Origin of the sequence: Bradyrhizobium sp. Cp5.3, from assembly GCF_000426265.1 — a bacterium.
GTDB classification, from domain to species: Bacteria; Pseudomonadota; Alphaproteobacteria; order Rhizobiales; family Xanthobacteraceae; genus Bradyrhizobium; species Bradyrhizobium neotropicale.
Genome location: NZ_AUFA01000053.1, coordinates 11,697 through 30,065 on the forward strand (window position 1 = coordinate 11,697; position 18,369 = coordinate 30,065).

Annotated in this window: 10 protein-coding genes; 4 read left to right on the forward strand and 6 right to left on the reverse strand. The window is 64.3% G+C overall.

The window, feature by feature from the left end; genetic code table 11:
* Positions 1-3: 3 nt before the first annotated feature.
* The 3 genes from K289_RS0136470 to K289_RS0136480 form a co-directional block, all read right to left on the reverse strand.
* Positions 4-1,494: an amidohydrolase family protein gene (locus K289_RS0136470; RefSeq protein WP_027555944.1), complete on the reverse strand. Its 1,491-nt coding sequence runs from the start codon at positions 1,492-1,494 to the stop codon at positions 4-6.
* Positions 1,495-1,699: 205 nt separating this feature from the next.
* Positions 1,700-2,476 carry a class I SAM-dependent methyltransferase gene (locus tag K289_RS0136475; protein ID WP_027555945.1) on the reverse strand — a complete coding sequence of 259 codons (777 nt, stop codon included), beginning with the start codon at positions 2,474-2,476 and terminating at the stop codon, positions 1,700-1,702.
* Positions 2,477-2,611: 135 nt separating this feature from the next.
* Entirely contained in the window at positions 2,612-4,234 is a 1,623-nt protein-coding gene (locus tag K289_RS0136480) for an ABC-F family ATP-binding cassette domain-containing protein (protein ID WP_027555946.1), read from the reverse strand.
* A gap of 198 nt (positions 4,235-4,432) precedes the next feature.
* Here K289_RS0136480 and K289_RS0136485 point away from each other — a divergent pair, with 198 nt between their 5' ends.
* The 4 genes from K289_RS0136485 (at position 4,433) to K289_RS0136500 (ending at position 9,635) form a co-directional block, all read left to right on the forward strand.
* On the forward strand, positions 4,433-5,524 hold the full coding sequence (locus tag K289_RS0136485) for a hypothetical protein (RefSeq protein ID WP_027555947.1): 1,092 nt from the start codon (positions 4,433-4,435) through the stop codon (positions 5,522-5,524).
* A 180-nt stretch (positions 5,525-5,704) separates the two neighbouring features.
* Positions 5,705-8,476, forward strand: coding sequence for a xanthine dehydrogenase family protein molybdopterin-binding subunit (locus K289_RS0136490; protein WP_027555948.1), 2,772 nt, complete (start codon positions 5,705-5,707; stop codon positions 8,474-8,476).
* The gene (locus tag K289_RS0136495) at positions 8,473-8,997 is read left to right on the forward strand and encodes a (2Fe-2S)-binding protein (protein ID WP_027555949.1); all 525 of its coding nucleotides are present in this window, start codon (positions 8,473-8,475) and stop codon (positions 8,995-8,997) included. The genes K289_RS0136490 and K289_RS0136495 overlap by 4 nt, the downstream gene beginning before the upstream one ends.
* A gap of 20 nt (positions 8,998-9,017) precedes the next feature.
* A complete protein-coding gene (locus tag K289_RS0136500; RefSeq protein ID WP_027555950.1) occupies positions 9,018-9,635 on the forward strand; it encodes a hypothetical protein in 618 nt (205 codons plus the stop codon).
* 163 nt (positions 9,636-9,798) lie between these two features.
* On the opposite strand, the gene K289_RS46455 is transcribed toward K289_RS0136500, so the two are convergent.
* The 3 genes from K289_RS46455 to K289_RS0136515 all read right to left on the reverse strand — a co-directional run.
* A complete protein-coding gene (locus K289_RS46455) occupies positions 9,799-16,302 on the reverse strand; it encodes an AAA family ATPase (protein ID WP_084788867.1) in 6,504 nt (2,167 codons plus the stop codon).
* A 17-nt stretch (positions 16,303-16,319) separates the two neighbouring features.
* Positions 16,320-17,603, reverse strand: coding sequence for an MFS transporter (locus K289_RS0136510; RefSeq protein WP_035687187.1), 1,284 nt, complete (start codon positions 17,601-17,603; stop codon positions 16,320-16,322).
* Between the two features lie 464 nt (positions 17,604-18,067).
* Positions 18,068-18,369, reverse strand: a 302-nt coding sequence (locus K289_RS0136515) for a transposase (RefSeq protein ID WP_198024841.1), incomplete at its 5' end; no start/stop codon positions are given.

Here is an 18,369-nt window from a genome sequence, read left to right on the forward strand (position 1 = left end):
ACTCTAGCCCTCGGCCGCGGGGCGGCGAACGGGCCGGCCGGGCCTTGCCGCCACATCCAGCACACCGTCCGCAATCAGCGGATAACCGCTCACGATGAGATGACGCACGCCCTCGGACGGACGATTCATTGCGGAGAACTCAGCCCGGTCGGTCAGCGTATTGTAGTCGAATACCACGATATCGGCATCGGCGCCTGGCGCCAGCCGTCCCTTGGCGCGCATCGCGGGCGTGCTGTGCTGGAGGATCTCCGCCGGGATCAGCGAGCATTTGCGGATGCCTTCCAGCAGCGACACCGTCCGCCGCTCCCGCACCCACTCGCGGATGAAACGCGTGAAGCAGCCGGCCGAGCGCGGATGCGAGGTGGCATCCTTCGGCAGCGGCCAAGCATCGCCGGTGTAGACGCCGCCATCTGCGAGCGTCCAGGGCATCGCGTCGGACGCGATCGCGCCGCCGGGATAGAGCACGGCCATGTCGAGGAGATCGCGGTGGTGCGCGTTGTTCTCGATATCGAGAACGTGCCAGAGCACCAGCGTGGAGGGCTCGGCGGCCTGCGCCGCCAGCAGCTCCTCGCGGTCGCGGAAGCGCGTGCCGTCGGCAACGCGCTGCACCGAGTCATAGCCGGTGCCGTTGCGCTCGACGAATTTTGGGTCGCTGAAGAAGGCGGCGGCGAGCACGGTCGATCCGGTGCCGTATGGATAGGCTTCGATTGTGATCGGCAGCCCCTGCGCTTGCGCTTTCGCGACCAGCTTCACACAGCGCTCGATGTCGGTCTTGCTGGAGGAGTTGAAGTGGCAGATGTGCATGTGCGCGCCGGTGGCGCCGGCATAGCCGATCAGGCGGATATAGGCCTCGGCCGCGCTTTCCGGATCGATGCGTGACATGAAGGCGACGTGGGTGAAGGTCGGCACGTCATGCGTGGCCGCGAGCTGGCAGACCGCGGTGAGCTCCTGCACGCCGGCGCCCGGGGCATAGGCATTGAGGATCCCGATGCCGATGCCGCCCTCGTTGAGGCCTTCGGCGAGACGATCGAGGATGCCGGCCACTTCCGTGTCGCTCGCCACGTTCTCGATCCAGCGGCGATCGCGCATGGCATTGCCGAACGCTTCCAGCGAACTTTCCGAGTTGGAGCCCGTCATTGCGCCGATACGGGCGAAAGCCCAGTTGGCGGCGGCGCCGTAATTGAGCACACGCCCCTTCGTCGCCTGCTTGCGATACCAGGCAGCGACCGGCAGGACTCCGGCCTCGAGGTCGAGCGTCGTGGTCACGCCGTCGAACGCCTGCATGCGATCGGCGGGGATCGACTGGCCGTGCGCGTGCAGGTCGATGAAGCCGGGCGCCACAACCAGACCGGTCGCATCGATGGTCCGCTCGGCGCCGCCAAGGGAGGTGCCGACCGCGACGATCCGGCCATCCATCACTGCGACGTCGCCGACGGCGTCCGTCCCGCTGGCCGGATCGACCACCCGGCCGCCCGTGATCACCAAGCCGCCCATTCCCGCTACTCCCGCATTCCAAAAGCCGAGTCCCTCGAAGCCGGCAATCGGCTCAAGCGAGCGTAGCGAGCGGTCCGCCGGCGTTCAAGGATGCGAACGGCATGGCAGCTCAAACGTTCGCGCGTTCTCTTCGGCGCGAATAGTTCGTTGCGCCAGAAATCGTACCGGGCGAGATCGACGCATTCAAGGCCGCGTCGGACGCCCGTCAGGCCTGCTTCAGCAGATGCCGGGCGAATTCGGGCAGCGTGCGGAAAGCCATGTGCAGGTTGTCGTTGAAGGAGGCGGTCTGAAAGCCGTGGTGCTGCCAGGCGCGGACAAGCGCTGCGCGGCTGAAGATCGAGACATGGCCGTTGCGCGGGCCGACGTACCACCAATTGACGCCGTGCATCTCGAAATCAGCCGGCTGCACCAGCGTGGAGAACAGCACGAGCCCGGTCTCCTTCGTGCTTGACACGATGGCGGCGACGCCCGTCATCGGATCGGGCATGTGCTCCAGCGTCTCGAAGCAGGTGACGACATCAAACTTCTCCTGCGGCGGCTGCGCGAAATCGGCCACGAAGGGATCGAAGGTCTGCGCATCCAGGAAGCCGGAGCCGCGCAACGTCGTGCTCAGCAGGCCATCACCGCCACCGTAATCGAGCACGCGCAACTCAGCCTTCCTCGCTCCGAAAAAATGCTGCACCAGTTTTGCGTTGCTGATCGGCCGAGCCTCCCTGTAATCGGGGTCGACCTCGATATACCCGTCGTTATAGATGTTGGTCTTGAAGTTCGCCTCGCTCCAATCGTCAAATGCATCCGTAAACAGAAATCCGCAGACCTGGCAGCGATGGTAATAGACCGGGGTCCCAGACAGCGGCAGCCGCCTGATGCGTGCTTCACTGCAGTGTTTGGCGAAATCGACCACACCGAACAGCGCGGCCTCCGCGCCGCAGATCTTGCACGACAGAGGTGCCGTCGAAACTTGTCTCAGTTTGGTGATCATGCCCCGTTCCACAACCTTCGCCCCAGGACGGTTTATCGCCCGCGAGCGTTGCGCGAGGGTTGCGCGGCCGCGACCGCTTCACAACGTTACGGATCGGTCACATGCACGACTGGCAACCGATCGGGGCGATGCCGATCACGACCGCAGCCCCGGCGCTTCCTGGCCGGTGCGGGCGACGTATTCGGTGTAGCCGCCGCCATATTGGTGGATGCCTTCGGGAGTCAGCTCCAGCACGCGGTTGGACAGCGTCGCCAGGAAATGGCGGTCATGCGAGACGAACAGCATGGTGCCCTCGAAATCCGACAGCGCCGTGATCAGCATCTCCTTGGTGGCGAGGTCGAGATGGTTGGTCGGCTCGTCCAGCACCAGGAAATTCGGCGGATCGAACAGCATCTTTGCCATCACGAGGCGCGCCTTCTCGCCGCCTGACAGAACCCGGCAGCGCTTCTCGACGTCATCGCCGGAGAAGCCGAAGCAGCCGGCGAGCGCGCGCAAAGAGCCCTGCCCCGCGGTCGGGAACGCATCCTCCAGCGACTGGAACACCGTGCGCTCGCCGTCGAGCAGGTCCATGGCGTGCTGGGCGAAATAGCCCATCTTGACGCTGCCGCCCAATGCCACCGAGCCCTGATCGGGCTCGCTCGCGCCGGCAACGAGCTTGAGCAGCGTCGACTTGCCGGCGCCGTTGATGCCCATCACGCACCAGCGCTCGCGGCGACGGATCATGAAATCGAGGCCGTCATAGATGCGCTTGCTGCCGTAGCCCTTGTGGACGTTCTTGAGCGCAACGACGTCCTCGCCCGAGCGCGGCGCGGGCGGGAAATCGAACGCCACGGTCTGGCGGCGGCGCGGCGGCTCGACCCGCTCGATCTTGTCGAGCTTCTTGACCCGGCTCTGCACCTGCGCGGCATGCGACGCGCGCGCCTTGAAGCGTTCGATGAACTTGATCTCCTTGGCAAGCATCGCCTGCTGGCGCTCGAACTGCGCCTGCTGCTGCTTCTCATTCAGCGCACGCTGCTGCTCGTAGAACTCGTAATCGCCGGTGTAGGTCGTGAGCGAGCCGGAGTCGATTTCGACCACCTTGGAGATCACGCGGTTGATGAACTCGCGGTCGTGCGAGGTCATCAGCAGCGTGCCTTCATAGTCGCGCAGGAATTTTTCCAGCCAGATCAGGCTTTCGAGATCGAGATGGTTGCTCGGCTCGTCCAGGAGCATGACATCGGGGCGCATCAAGAGGATGCGCGCCAGCGCGACGCGCATCTTCCAGCCGCCCGAGAGCGCACCGACATCGCCGTCCATCATCTCCTGGCTGAAGCCGAGGCCGGACAGCGCCTCGCGCGCCCGCCCGTCGAGCGCATAGCCATCGAGCTCCTCGAAACGGTGCTGCACCTCGCCGTAGCGCGTGATGATCTCGTCCATCTCGTCGGCCTTGTCCGGATCGGCCATCGCCGCCTCGAGCTCGCGCAGCTCGGCGGCGACCTCGCTCACCGGCCCCGCGCCATTCATGACCTCGGCGACGGCACTGTGGCCGGACATCTCGCCGACATCCTGGCTGAAATAGCCGATTGTGATGCCGCGATCGATCGAGACCTGGCCCTCGTCGGGCAGCTCCTGCCCGGCGATCATGCGGAACAGCGTGGTCTTGCCGGCGCCGTTCGGGCCGACGAGGCCGATCTTCTCGCCCTTGTTGAGGGCTGCGGAGGCTTCGATGAACAGGATCTGGTGGCCGGCTTGCTTGCTGACGTTGTCGAGGCGGATCATGAGGTCTTTTTGGGGGGAATTTTGCGTTGCGGCGTCTTAGTCCATGCGGGCGCCCAGGGGAAGCCCGGCCGCGCCCGGGTTCACGCGTCCCCTGACGAATCCTTAGCAATTTTGCGCCAAAACGGTGCTCGCCTCGCCGAAGATTTGACAGGCGTGTGCTGACTTACCGCCTTCTGGAAATGCTCCCGGAGAATTCCGATGAAATATCCTATTCGTTTTGCCGTGGCCGCCACACTGATGCTTGGTAGCGGCGGAGCCGCAACTGCCCAAATCCTGCCCGACTACATGGCGCCGATCTCCGGCAAGACGACCGCCGCGCCCGGCGACGTCGCGACCAAGGACGTGATCGCGCTCAACACGGCCATGTTCGAGCTCTATGGCGACGCTGCAAAAGTGTTCCAGAAGAACATCCTCGACAAGCACCCGGTGATCCTTGGCCTGTTCTCCGGTGCCGGTGGGCGCTTCATCCTCTACCGGCCCGGCCAGCCGCCGCTTGATGCGCCGCAGGTTCCGGTGGTCTACCAGCTTCTGAAATCGGTCGGCCACAGCACCATGGCGCTGGCAGAGGTCGTGGGCCCCTATGTCGACAACCCCGACAACAAATCGTGGCGCGGCCCGATGCTGGCGTTTCGCACCCGGATGCAGACGGCGATCGACGCCCTCGATGCCACGCCGATGCAGGCCGACTGGCGCGACAACAGCCGCACCATCCTGAAAAACAACCTCGCCTTCATGGACGAATGCCTCGCAAGCGGCGTCATTCCGTTCGCGAAGCTCGAAGCGTTCGGCAAGCAGCAGGCACCGTTCCTCGCCAAGAATGTCGCCTGGGCCGCCCAGACCCAGGTTGCACACTGGATGGGAGTGCTCGCAGACTGGAAGGGGCAACTCGGTCCCGATTGGGAGAAGACCTATGCCGCCAGCAATACGATCTATGTCGCGCGGCAGAACAACGTGCTCTTCAGCGTGCTCGCGCAGTTCTTCGGCCCCGAGGCGATCAACTCGCGCCTGCTGCTGATCGAAACCGTCTCCTTCACCACGACGCCAGCCGACATGCTGGAATCGCTGACGCGGATCATCGCCGATCGCTCGGTCGGTTCCCTGTTCTTCGGCAATTATCATCTGATGGACTACGAGCTCATGGGGGGCGACGGGCGCGCGGCCATCATCGCGGAGACGGCAAAGCGCGGCATGACGCCGTTCCTGCCGCCGCTGGTCCCGTTCGGTTCCAAGCAGTGGCCGACCCTGATCACGCCAGGCCCAGGCCCCGCGACGATCGCGGACCTCAAATAGTCAGCGAAATATCGAAACAGACGGCGGCGGCATCACCGCCGCCGTCTTCATTCGTTGGTAACGCCCTACCCGTTTCTATCGTCGAATGACGAATCATGACAGCTTCACGCGAGCGTTGGCGCGTACCCTCCGGGTCATCGATGCCGTGGGCATCTCGAAACCTCGTACAAGGATCTGAACATGCGGCCTTCGCGACGCGAGTTCGTGAAGTGGTTGTCGGCAGGCGGCATCTCGATCAGCCTGTCGCAGCTCGGTGTTGCGAGGGAGGCTCCGTTCGCTTCCCACGAGACGCTTCCCGGGCGCGGCAGCTTCAACCCTGCGGCGAAGGGCGCAGGCCGCGTCGACGGGGTCGCCAAGGTCACCGGCGCAAAGCTCTACGCCTCCGATTTTCGCGCCAATGACCTGCCGGGCTGGCCACAGACCACCTCGCACGCGATCCTGGTGCGAGCCAATGACGCCACGCATGTCTACACCGGCATGGGTCTCGCGCGTCTTTCGGGCGCGCTGAAGCCGTCCGTCGTCATCACCGCCAACGATCTCGACCGCATCGGCACGCAGGTGCCGGAGTTCTACACCGGCGACCTGTTCTGCCCGCCCGGCAAGACGCCGCTCTATCTCGGACAGCCCGTCGCACTTCTCGTCTTCGAAAAGTTCGACGCCTTCGACCAGGCGCGTCTGGTGCTGCGCGATGGCACCTTCGTCAAATTCGGCGAGGAAACCGGGCCGGTGGTGGCGCCCGATTACGGCTCCTTCCGCTTCACACGCGTGGCAGGCAGCGCACCTGAGAAGCCGGACATCTATTCCCCGATCCAGGCCGGCTGGGTTTCGCCCAAGAAGGTGCAGAACGCCGCGCTGCCGGTGTGGTCGCCGCTCGCCAAGGAGATGCCCGCCGATTACGCCAAGGCCGCCAAGCATGGCGAGCAGATCCGCGCCGAGCTTGCGACGGAGGATGCTTCGCTCCTGGTGCTCGACCGCGAATTCGAGACGCAATCGGTCGACCCGTTGTTTCTCGAGCCCGAATGCGGGCTCGCCTGGTACAACGGCAAGGGTGGCAATCTCGAGCTGGTGCTCGGCGTGCAGTCGCCCTATGAGGCGGCCGAGTCGATCGCGCATCTGCTCGCCAAGGCCCGCGCGCCCTTTAAGCCCGCGCATATCAATGCCCAGTTCGCCCATGTCGGCGGCGGCTTCGGCGGCCGCGATCACACGCCGTTCATTCTCTATGTCGCGCTCGCCGCGATCTGTTTTCCGGGCAAGCCGGTGCGGCTCGCGCATGACCGCTACCAGCAATTCCAGGGCGGCATCAAACGTCACTCGATCAAGATGCGCTCGCGCATCGGCATCGACCGCGCCAGCGGCAAGATCAAGGCCTTCGCCGCCGATCACGTGCTCGACGGCGGCGGGCTCGCCAACTTCTCCGCCAATGTCGCGGTCGTCGCCGCCACCGGCGCGATCGGGATCTACGACATCCCGAAAGTCGACGTCACCACGGTCGCGCTGCATTCGCGCGGCGTGACCGCGGGCTCGATGCGAGGCTATGGCACGCTGCAGACCATGACGGCGCTCGAAGTGCTGATCGACGAGGCCGCAGGCGAGCTCAAGCTCGATCCGATCGAATTCCGACGGCGCAATGCGCTCAAGCAGAACGGCCGGACCATGACGGGCAATCCCTACATCGTCTCGGTGCGGACGCCCGAAATCCTCGACAAGCTGGAAAAGCATCCGATCTGGCAGCAGCGCGCACAGTTCAAGCAGGCGTCGACGGACCGGCTGGTCGGCACCGGCGTTGCCTGCGTGACCAAGGATTACGGCTCCGGTGCGGACTGCTCGCTCGGCCGTGTCGAGATCGGCGCCGACGGCAAGATCGCGATATTCTGCGACCACGTCGAGATGGGTAATGGCATCGGCACGGCGCTCGCAAACCGCGTCGCCGGCCATCTCGGCACCATCGCCGACGAGGTCTCGGTCGCCCGTGTCGACAGCTACGACGTGCTCGGCCTCGTCACCTCGGGCGATCCCTACACCATGGATCAGAAGACCCAGGATGCGGCTTCGCGGAATCCGCGGTGGGTGCCTGCGATCAGCTCGCCGACATCAGCCTCGATCGGCGCTCATGTCGGCACGCATTCCTCGGCGGAAGCCGCCCGCGTCATCTTCCGCTTCGGCCTCTGGCCCGCGGCGCTGGAGCTGTGGCGCATCCCGAAGACCGATCCGCGCGCACGGCAATGGGCGAGCGCGACCTGGCAAAACGGCCAGCTCGTGGTCCCCGGCCTCGAACCGCTGGCGCTGCCGGCGCTTGCGGCAACCGCGCATGCCCGCGGCTTCGTGACCGGCGCGGTGGCGCACAGCTTCTCGCGCTGGGCCTGGTCGCGCGCCCGCTTCTCCCTGTTCGGCGAGCAATGGCGTCGCGATATCGACGCGCTCGCGATCCGCAGGGGTGGCGGCAAGTTCGAGCGGATCAACCGCACAGGCGTCAAATTTCCGCCGACCGACAACAATCGCATCGGCACCGCCTACACCTCGATGTGCGGCACCGCCGTCCGCGTCGAGATCGAACGCGCCACCGGGAACTTGCGCATCGCCAAGGCCTATAGCGTGTTCGAATGCGGCACCGCGCTCGTTCCCGAGGTGGTGATGGGCCAGTCCCATGGCGGCTTCGCCATGGGTGTCGGCTACGCGCTGCTCGAAACCCTGCCGCCGTTCGAAGGCGGCCCGGGCAACGGCGAATGGAATCTCGGGCGCTACCTGATCGCGCGTGGCTCGGACCTGCCCCTGCGTGACCTCGAGATCGAGATGTTGAAGCCGCTGACACCCGATGAGGAGCCGAAGGGCATGGCGGAAGTCGTCATGATCCCGATCGTGCCCGCGCTGATCAACGCCATCCATGACGCCACCGGCCACCGCTTCCGCGCGCTGCCGGTCACGGCAAGCCTGTTGAAGGGAGTGCTCGCGTGACGACTCTCAGCCTCACCATCAACGGCCAGAAGCACGGCCCGATGGATGTCCGCGACGATCTCTCGATGAACGATTTCCTGCGCGAGATCCTCGGCATGACCGGGACCAAGTTCGGCTGCGGCGCCGCGCAATGCCTGAGCTGCGCCATCATCGTCGACGAGCCCGACGGCACCAGCTACACCAGCCCGACCTGCATCGCGCCCGCCACAAATTTCGACGGCAAGTCGATCCGCACCGTCGAGGGCCACGCCAAGGACGGACAGCTCTCGGCTTTGCAAAAGGCCTTCATCGACCACTTCGCTTTCCAGTGCGGCTATTGCACCGCCGGCTTCCTCAACGAGGGCCAGGTCCTGCTCGAACGCCTGGCGCACAAGCCGGTGGCGCGCGAGGCGCTGGAGCAGACGATCACGGACGCGCTCGACGGCCATCTCTGCCGCTGCACCGGCTACATCAAATATCACGAGGCGGTGCGCGACGTGATCCTGGCCGATTCAACACGCTATCTCATCGCCACCAAGTGAAGGCGCGAAGGACACGGGCCATGATTTCCGACACGCGCTTCAAGACGATGGCCGTGGTCGCGGCGCTCGCCTGCAGCCTCTACGCGGGCTACGCAGCCTCCGAGACGGCGAGCCATGCGCTGGCCTCGCCTGAGAGCTTTGCCAACATTGCCGATACCGAGAAACGCTCGGCTGCGATCTTCACCGAACTCGGCAAGGTGCTGACGCATCCGCGCTGCACCAACTGCCACCCGGCCGGCGACAGCCCGCGCCAAGGCGATAATCCGCATCTCCATCAGCCGCCGGTAGCACGCGGCGCCGACGGTCACGGCGTCGAGTCGATGCGGTGCCACACCTGTCACCAGAAAGCCAATTTCGAACCCGGCCGCATTCCCGGCCATCCCGAGTGGCATCTCGCGCCGCGAGAGATGGCCTGGGAAGGCAAGACCATCGGCGAGATCTGCGAACAGATCAGGGACCCCGCGCGCAATGGCGGGCGCAAAGTGGAAGCGCTGATCGACCATATCGGCAAGGACACGCTGGTCGGCTGGGCCTGGAAGCCCGGCTTCGGCCGCTCGCCCGTGCCGGGCACGCAGGCGCAAGCCGGCGCGCTGGTCGAGGCCTGGGTGAAGACCGGGGCCGCCTGCCCCGCGCCGTGACGAGGCGAGTACGCTCAAAGGTCGACTTCCAAGGGTAAGGCGGAAGTCGCCCTGCTTGGTCGTCATCGACGGCTTAGGACCCCAAGCCGACCTCAGCAGCCCGATCCCACTCACCGCCCCGGGGTCCGGCGACACCGGCGCGCTGCGGCCGATCTCGGTAAGGTCATCTGCCGTCCCGGAGAACGGGCTCTCGTTCCGTATCGGCTCTCTCATGCCGCCGGCATTGGCCGGTGTATTCAGCGGAGACGGTCTCGTCTCGGTCCAGAGACAGGCTGAATTGAAAGACTGCGCCCCGAGGTTCATTCACGCCCGCCCATATCCGTCCCCCGTGCGCTTCGACGATCGAACGGCAAATTGATAATCCCATGCCCATGCCACCGGACTTGGTCGTGTAGAAGGCGTTGAAGATGTGCTCAAGACTCGCCGGATCCAGTCCCGGACCCGAATCCCGCAGGCTGACGAGCACGCCATTCGACCCATCTCTGCCCGTGCTGATCAGCAACTCTCGCGCCCCCTCGCCGATGCCGCTCATTGCTTCGATGGCGTTGACGATCAAGTTGAGGACCACTTGTTGCAGTTGGACCCGATCTGCTTGAATGAGCGGCAAGCCCTCCGCGAGTTCCGTCCGCACCGAGACGCCGTTCTTCACCACTTCGGCACGGGTCAGGGCTATAACCTCAACCACCGCCTCGTTGATGTCCAAGTCCTCCTTTCGCGGAGGCGTCTTCTTCATAAGGGCCCGGATCCGGCTGATGACGTCGCCGGCTCGCATGCCGTCGCTGACGATCCAACCGAGCGTCTCCCGGACCTTCTCCAGACCTGGCGGTTGAGCATCGAGCCAGTTCACCCCGGCCCCTGCGTTGGTGACAATCGCAGCAATCGGCTGTCTGATTTCATGGGCAATCGAGGCCATGAGCTGTCCCATCGTCGCGACACGGCTCGCGTGCGCGAGCTCCGCCTGCACTTCGCGATAGCGGCGTTCGCTGTCTCGTGCTTCGGCTTCCGCCTGCTTGCGTTCGGAAATGTCGTTGAAAAGGATTCCGACGCGTCTGCGCTTCGGGTCTTCGACCCGGAAGGCGTAAACGTCATACCAGCGTCCGAGTTGTTTGGCTTCACTTTCAAAGCGCATCGGCTCGCCCGTCAGGGCGATCCTGCCGTAAATCTCGAACCAATGTTCTTCGTGCTGGGGCGCGATTTCGCGCATCCGTCTGCCGGCCGCATTCTTGATTCCCGTGTGCCGTTCAAACGAGGGGCTGATTTGCAGGAAACGATAATCGACCGGCCTTTCGTTTTGGTCGAACAAAACTTCAATCGTGCAAAAACCCTCGTCAATAGATTCGAACAACGTGCGGTAATTCTGTTCCGACTCGCGCAATTCCGTCTCGGCGCGCTTGCGCTCGATGAACTGACCGATCTGGCTGCCGATGGTAGCCAGCATATTGAGCAGCTCCTGATCGGGCTGCCTGATCTCGCGACTGAAAAACTCGATCACGCCAAAGACTTCCCTCCCGAGCAGGATCGGAAAGCCGATGGCCGCGTGCAGTCCTTCGCGTTGGGCGATGAGGCCGCGCGGAAAGTTTTGATCAGGAACGACATCGGGAACGTATTCGGGCTTAAGGCTGGACCACACCCGGCCCGGTAGTCCCACGCCCGGAACGAAGGCGAACTCCCAACCGACTCTTTCAAATTCCGGGACTTCTATCGACCCTTCATGCCAAAGCTCGACACAGCGCAGCGCCTCGGCCTCTCGGTCCACGCGCCAGAGCGTGCCCACGTCCCATCCCAGACACTCGCCCATAGCCCGCAGTATTCTCGGAGTAGCCTCCTCGATCGTGACCGCTTCCGCCAAGATCTGCGCGACCGTGTGCTGCACGCGAAGGCGTTCCTCTGCGCGCTTGCGCTCCGTCAAATTGAGCACGAATGCGACACCTTGGTTCCCGACCTCCTGGAAAGTCGCCGCGCCGATCAGCACGGGAACACGGCTCCCGTCTTTCCGCAAATACTCCTTCTCGAACGGCTGGGAACTCCCGGTCCTCTTCCACTCGGGCACCCAGCGTTGTTCGTCGCGGTCGAGCCATTCCGGCGGCGTCAGCTCCGTCCAGCGTATGCGGCCCGAGACGAGGGCCTCTCGGTCGTAGCCGATGATGCGGAGAAACGCGTCATTGGCCTCGATGATCCGACCGTCGAAATCCCAGATGACGATCCCGATGATATTGGCATCGACCAGGCGCCTGATCTTCGCTTCGCGCTCAGCGAGATCGCGGTACAAACGGTTGTTCTCCAGCGCGATCGCCGCCTGCGAGGCCAGCAACTTCAGTACCGCGATCCGGGCCGGCGCGAAGACGCGAGGAGCTAGGTTGTTCTCCAGATAGAGCACTCCGATGAGCTTGGCTTGATTGAGCAAAGGCAGGCAGAGAATCGAGCGCGCACGGTGCCGGTCGATGTACGGATCCGCGGAGAACGGGTTCTGGACCGCGGCATCGTCGAGGATCACACTCTCCTGCGTGCGCAAGGCGTAATGCAGGACCGATTCCGGCAACATTGCTGCAACGACGGCCTCCTCGCGCAGTTGCACGATGACCGCGTCGCCGCTGGTCGTGGCTTCTGCCGCGGTCCGCAGCTCGTTCCCTCGCGAAAGAATCAACAGGCCGCGCTCGGCGCCCGCCTGAGTGATCGCCGTGCGTATGAGTGTGTCGATCAGCTTGTCCAGCACGATCTCGCCTGAGACGGATTGCGACACCTTGATCACGGTCGCGAGGTCGAGGTGCTCGACCGGGGTGCCGATCGTGCCCGTCGCAGCGGGCGCCGGCACCTCCTTGCGAAGGTGCGGATACATCTCGTCGAGCTGCCGTACCTTGCCGAGGGCACCCCAACGGAGATAGCCATCGCGCGCGCTTGCTAAATATACGCGCGCGAACTCTTCGAACCCGCGCACCGCGTAGAAGCGCGCGGCCAGCTCGTAGGCAAGCGCTTCGTTGTGAACAAAGCCGTTTGCGCGCGCCGAGTGGATCGCCTTCTCGTATTGACGCTCGGCCTCGAGCTCCCGGCCTTCGATCCGCGCAATCTCCGCCCCTACGAGCGCGGCGCGGTTCTCGAAATTCTCTGGGCAATTCGCTGCCCAGATCTCGAGCTGTCGGTGGTGCGCGGCCAGGGGCTCCAAATGCTGCTGCCGCTCGCTGGCTGGTGCGGTGTCCCACGATGAGGCGCGCGACAGCGCGCCATAGAAGTGATACTCGGCCGTTTCCGGGTGTGCCAGCGATGGCCAAGGCAGCGGTTGCGCCCGCGACGCAGCATCGACAGCAGCCGCATAGTCGCCGGCAAGAAAGCGTGCCTGCAGCTTTCGTATCCAGTACCAGCATTGGGGAAGCTCCAATGCCGGGTGACTTGACAGATGGCGCTCGAACGCACGTTCATCGAAGCTCCCATCGTCAAAGGCACCGAATTTCGTCGTTAGGCCACGCAACGTCCGGATCAGGGCGAGTTGCCCGGTGATCCAACCGACGACGAGACCAAACCGGAATTTCTGCGCAAACTCGAGACTCTTTTCCGCTTCGCTTTGCGCCTCTACGAGCGGATCGCCTGCCATGAGAAGATTGGTGTTCAGCTGGGCACAGCCGTATCCCGCATAAGTGAGATCGCCGACACGGTTTGCGATTTCGAACGAACGACGCAGGAGATCACGGCCGGTCCGGACATGTCTCGTCCAAGGCACGATGAACCCGAAAACCTCGAGCGTTCTCCCCTGGAAGCGCTTCAGCTCCGGTTTTTCGACGAGCTCACAGCCGAGGCGGCCAAATCGAAATCCGGCATCGTAGTTGCCGAAATACGGCCCGGCCAACATGGCAAGCAGCTCATAGGCGGGACACGACGCGTCGCTGTGGCCGTGCTCGAGACTGAGGTTGACGGCTCTGCAGGTTGCCAGGGTCCCCAAATGGGACGATGTAAAGAAGGCGGGCAGTGCGATCCTTATCAGGACGTCGACTGTCGCGAGCGATTCCGGATCGCTCATCAAGGGTAATGCGACGAGCTCCTCGATCGTGCGGTTCCCGAGCTGCGACCAGATGCGCTCGTATTCGCGGCGTGCTTCCTCTGCTGTCGGATGCGGGGACCAGTCGATGCCCAGGTGCTGGAGGTAGTCCAGACCCACTGCGATGGCGCGGTCGCTCTGATCGATGGTCATATACAGATCCACGCGCAAACACGCCACGGTCGCTCGCTGGACCGTCGTTGCGGCGCGCGGAGCAAGCGCAGCCAGGCGCTCGTCCGCTTCCGTCAGAGCGCCCGTCACGAACTCGCATTCGGCCCGGTGCAGCTCCAGCTCGAAGATCAGGTCGTGCCGGCGCTCCCACGGGTCTTCCGGCAGCAGCGCCGCGCCGGCGGCGAGATAGGTGAGCGCCGACGCATAGGCGGTCGAGGCCTTGGCCCGCCTCCCCGCGATCAGGTTGAGCTCGGCCAGCCGCTTGCGCTCGTCCGGTGCCGTGATCAGCGTGGCGCCCCGGTTGAGGTGATTGACAATGTCGAAGATCGCTTCCTCGCGCTTCTCGGGAGGGATGTGGGCCGCCAGCAGTCTGCCGATTCGAAGGTGCGCTTCGCCACGCAGCGCCTCCGGGATCAGCGAATATGCGGCTTCCTGAACGCGATCGTGGACGAACCGGTAGCCGCCGGCCAGGCGCTCGACAAATTCCTGGTGGACGGCCGGCTGCAGGGCCGCGCGGACGTTCTCCTCCGACGCCCCGTAGACGAGTGAAAGGGGCTTGATCTCGGCGATGTTTCCGAGACAGGCCAGGCGCTGCAATGCGTTCTGCGTTTCGATCGGCAGGCGGGCAAACTTACCGACCATAAGGTCCACGACGTTGTCGGTGTATCGCTTGGAATGAATGCGGTCGAGATCCCAGGACCAGCTCGCAGCATCATGATCGAAGGCGAGCATTCCCTCTTCGGCGAGCGAAGAAATGAACTGAACGGCAAAAAACGGATTACCCCCCGTCTTCTCATGCACCAGTTGCGCGAGCGGCGCGGCGCGCTCCGGCTCGCAGCGCAGCGCGTCCGCCATGAGTTGCCCAAGGTGTTCACGAGCGAGGGGTGCTAGCGTGATCTCAGCCACCTTTCCGCCGGCGGTCTTGATGGCGTCGAGCTTCCGCATCAACGGATGGCCGGCAGTGACTTCGTTGCTGCGATAGGCACCGATCAGCATGAGGTGCTGCAGATCCGACCGGGTCAACAGATCCTCGAGCAGATCGAGCGTCGCCGCGTCGAGCCATTGCAAGTCATCGAGAAAGAGTGCCAGGGGATGTTCCGGCCGTGCGAAGACACCGATAAGTCGTCGAAACACCAGCTGGAAGCGCCGTTGCGCGTCCTGCGCCGCAAGCTCAGGGACGGGTGGCTGTTCTCCGATGATGAGCTTTAGCTCGGGGACGACGTCGATCATGAGCCGTCCATTCGGGCCCAGCGCCTCCTGCAGAGCGTCGCGCCAACCGCTTAGCTCGGCGTCGCTCTTGCCGAGAAGAGGCCGGACGAGGCTCTGAAAGGCCTGTGCGAGCGTCATATAGGGGATGTCGCGCCTGTACTGGTCGAACTTGCCGGACGCAAAAAGGCCGCGTCGCGGCACGAGCACCTTGTGCAGCTCATGGACGACAGAGGATTTGCCGATGCCGGAATATCCCGAGATCAGGACCAGCTCGGGCGAGCCGCTCTTGACGATGCGATCGAAGGCGGCGAGCAACGTCTCGACCTCGCGCCCTCTCCCGTACAGCCTCTCGGGGATCAACAGCCGGTCCGGCGCGTCGTGGTCGCCGAGCGCAAACGGGTCGATGCGCCCCTGACGCTCCCAATCGGCCAGACAGTGCCGAAGATCGCTCTCGACACTTGCGGCTGTCTGATAACGCTCCTCGGCGGCCTTGGCGAGCAGCTTCATGATGATCTGGGAGACCGCGGCCGGGACATTCTCCAACCGCTCGCTCGGTGCCACAGGCTTTCTGGCGACATGGCAGTGCACCCATTCCATGGGATCCGACGCGGCGAACGGCAGTGAGCCCGTGAGCATTTGGTACAGCGTGACACCCAGCGCGTAGAGGTCGCTGCGGGAATCGATCGAGCGGTTCATGCGTCCGGTCTGTTCGGGCGCCATGTAGGCGAGCGTCCCCGCAATCGACTCGGGCGGATCGGGTGCCTGTCGCTCGCGCGGCAGACGTGAGGCAAGGCCGAACCCGGTGAGCCGCACCTCGCCGCCCGCGCCGGTCACCATGATGTGGGCCGGCTTGAGGTCCTTGTGGATGAGACCGCGCTGGTGGAGCTGACGCAGAGCCGAAGAGATGCCGACGGCGAGGCGCAGGAAGCGTCCCACCTCCATGGGGCCGCCGAGCAGCGCGGCGAGCGGTTCGCCCCCGGAGTCCTCGAGCACCAGCGTGGTCCGCCGGCCATCGCGCCTGAGGTCCAGCGGCCGCACCGCCCAGGCACTGTCCAGCTCGTCCTTCAACCCGAATTCGTGGCCGAGGCGATCGAGGCTGGCGGGCGTTGGGTGCTCGGCGGCGGGCCGCACGGCCAGCACGATCTTGCGCTGGGCGTCGGCGTCCAGCCTCCATTCCCGGCAGACGACGCGTTCGCTGTCCTGCCACAACACAAGGAGGCCGCTGTTCCCACCAGCGCCGAACTTGGATGATGGGTTCATATATTGAAGTTTATCACTCACGAACCGGCATGACGATGTCCTTTCTCGCCCACGAAGTCGGTCAGCTCCCTGCGGGTGGTGTCGCGCGCGAAGTAGAACAGCGGCGCCAGCAGGAAGAACGAGAAAGCGAGCAGCGGCAGGCCGGCCGCAATCGAGTGCACGGTCGCGATCCAGCCCACGATCGCGGGCGCGGTCGAGCCCGCGGCCGCGCCGAAAGCGAAAGCCGCGCCGACCGCGGTGCCGCGGATCTGGGTCGGGAACAGCTCGGTGGTATAGCCGAGCCCGCTGCCGAAGCTGCCGGTGATCAGGAAGTTCGCGACGAGGCCGACCCAGAACAGCGACGTGGGATCGCTGATGGAGCCGAGCACCACCAGCAGGATGGAGGACGGAATGACGAAGGCCGGGATCACATGGCGACGCCCGAAATGATCGGAGAGCGCACCACAAACCCAGTACGCGAAGATGGCGACGAACATCCAGATCGTGAGATAGGTTGCGGCGGTCTCGAAGCCTAGATGCTTCTCGTTGGCAAGGAACAGCGGCATCCAGGCCGCCCAGCCGAACCAGGTGAAGAGATAGAAGAAAACGCAGAGGGAGGCGATCAGCATCTCACGCGGACATTGCCTGACCGGTGACCAGAGATCGAAGCGCTTCCTCAGCCCCTCCTTCAGCATCGCCGCGGTGACGCGCTCGTAGCGTGGGCTTTCCTTGATGACGATCCTGATCCACAGCACCAGCAACGCCGGCAGCACGCCGAGGAAATAGAGCGAGCGCCAGCCCCACAGCGGCACCGCGATCAGCGCAATCCCCGAGCACAGCATGTAGCCGAGCGGATAGCCGCCGACCAGCCCGCCGAGCGCGGTGGCGCGCCATTTGGTCGGCGCCGTCTCGCCAACCATGACCATGCCGACCGGCTCTTCTCCCGATAGGGCAATCCGCGTGAGTGCGCTGAAAATCAGCAAGGACACCCAGCCGGTGGCAAAGCCGGTGAGTCCCGAGAAGACGCAGTAGCCCAAGATGGCGAGGATCAGGATCGGCTTGCGGCCGTAGAGATCAGCGAGCGCCGGAAAGACAAGGGTGCCGATCAACCCGACCCAGCGCGCGATGGTGGTGACAATGCCGATCGTCGCCGGAGCGATCCCCCACTCCATGATGATGAGAGGCGTCACCAGTTGCAGGATGGTCTGCTCGTAGACGTCGAACGCCCAGCCGGCAATGCAGATCGTCAGCACCGTGGCATTGTAGCGGGTCCACTGGTCGGCCCCTGGCGCGCTTGCCGGACCAGCAACGGATGCTGTCATTGCCAGCGTCTCCCGGTTGCGCTGATCGCTGCTTTTTTGATCCGGTGTGCAACTCTGGCCGGGCGGTGACTCCGGCCGAGTCCTCCCGCGATGAGACTGCGCCGTTGTGTCGGGACGGTCAACGGCGATAAGCGCGTGGCTACTGTCCCGATCGCACGTCGGCGATCGCTGTCATCCGTAGCTGGAACCGAAGCAATAACCGCACGCCGCAAACCTTGTTCGACAAGATTGGGACGCCCATCTCGTGACGCGGCGCCGACGGCCGCAATCAGGAGGTAATCGAGTAAAACGGTCGCAATCCGTGCATGGCGATGCCGCAGTGCATGAGTCCGTTGTGGCCCGTTTGAGACATGCCGTCGGACACTGCGAATGTCGCTCATCGGGGTAGACCAGAAGTGACCGGCCGAGAGCCAAAACGGCGCTTTTGACGAGCTATCGCCAAATTTTGGTGACGGCGCGGCCGGTCAGGCGGCGGCGGTTATGGGCTGACGGTCAGTCGGTTTGGCGATGACCTCGATCCCGTCGTTGAATGTCACACCGAGAACGAGTTTTGGCAACTGGTTGTGGCCATCGAGACGACGCCAGCTTTTCTGCGCGGCCTCAAGCAGTTTGAAGACCATCGCGAGTGCCGTCCTGTTGGACAGGCAACCCTTCGATCGGATCGTGCGGTGTCGCACGGTAGCGAAGGTGCTTTCAATGGGATTGGTCGTCCGCAAGTGTTTCCAGTGTTCGGCCGGGAAGTCGTAGAACGCCAGTAGCGTGTCCC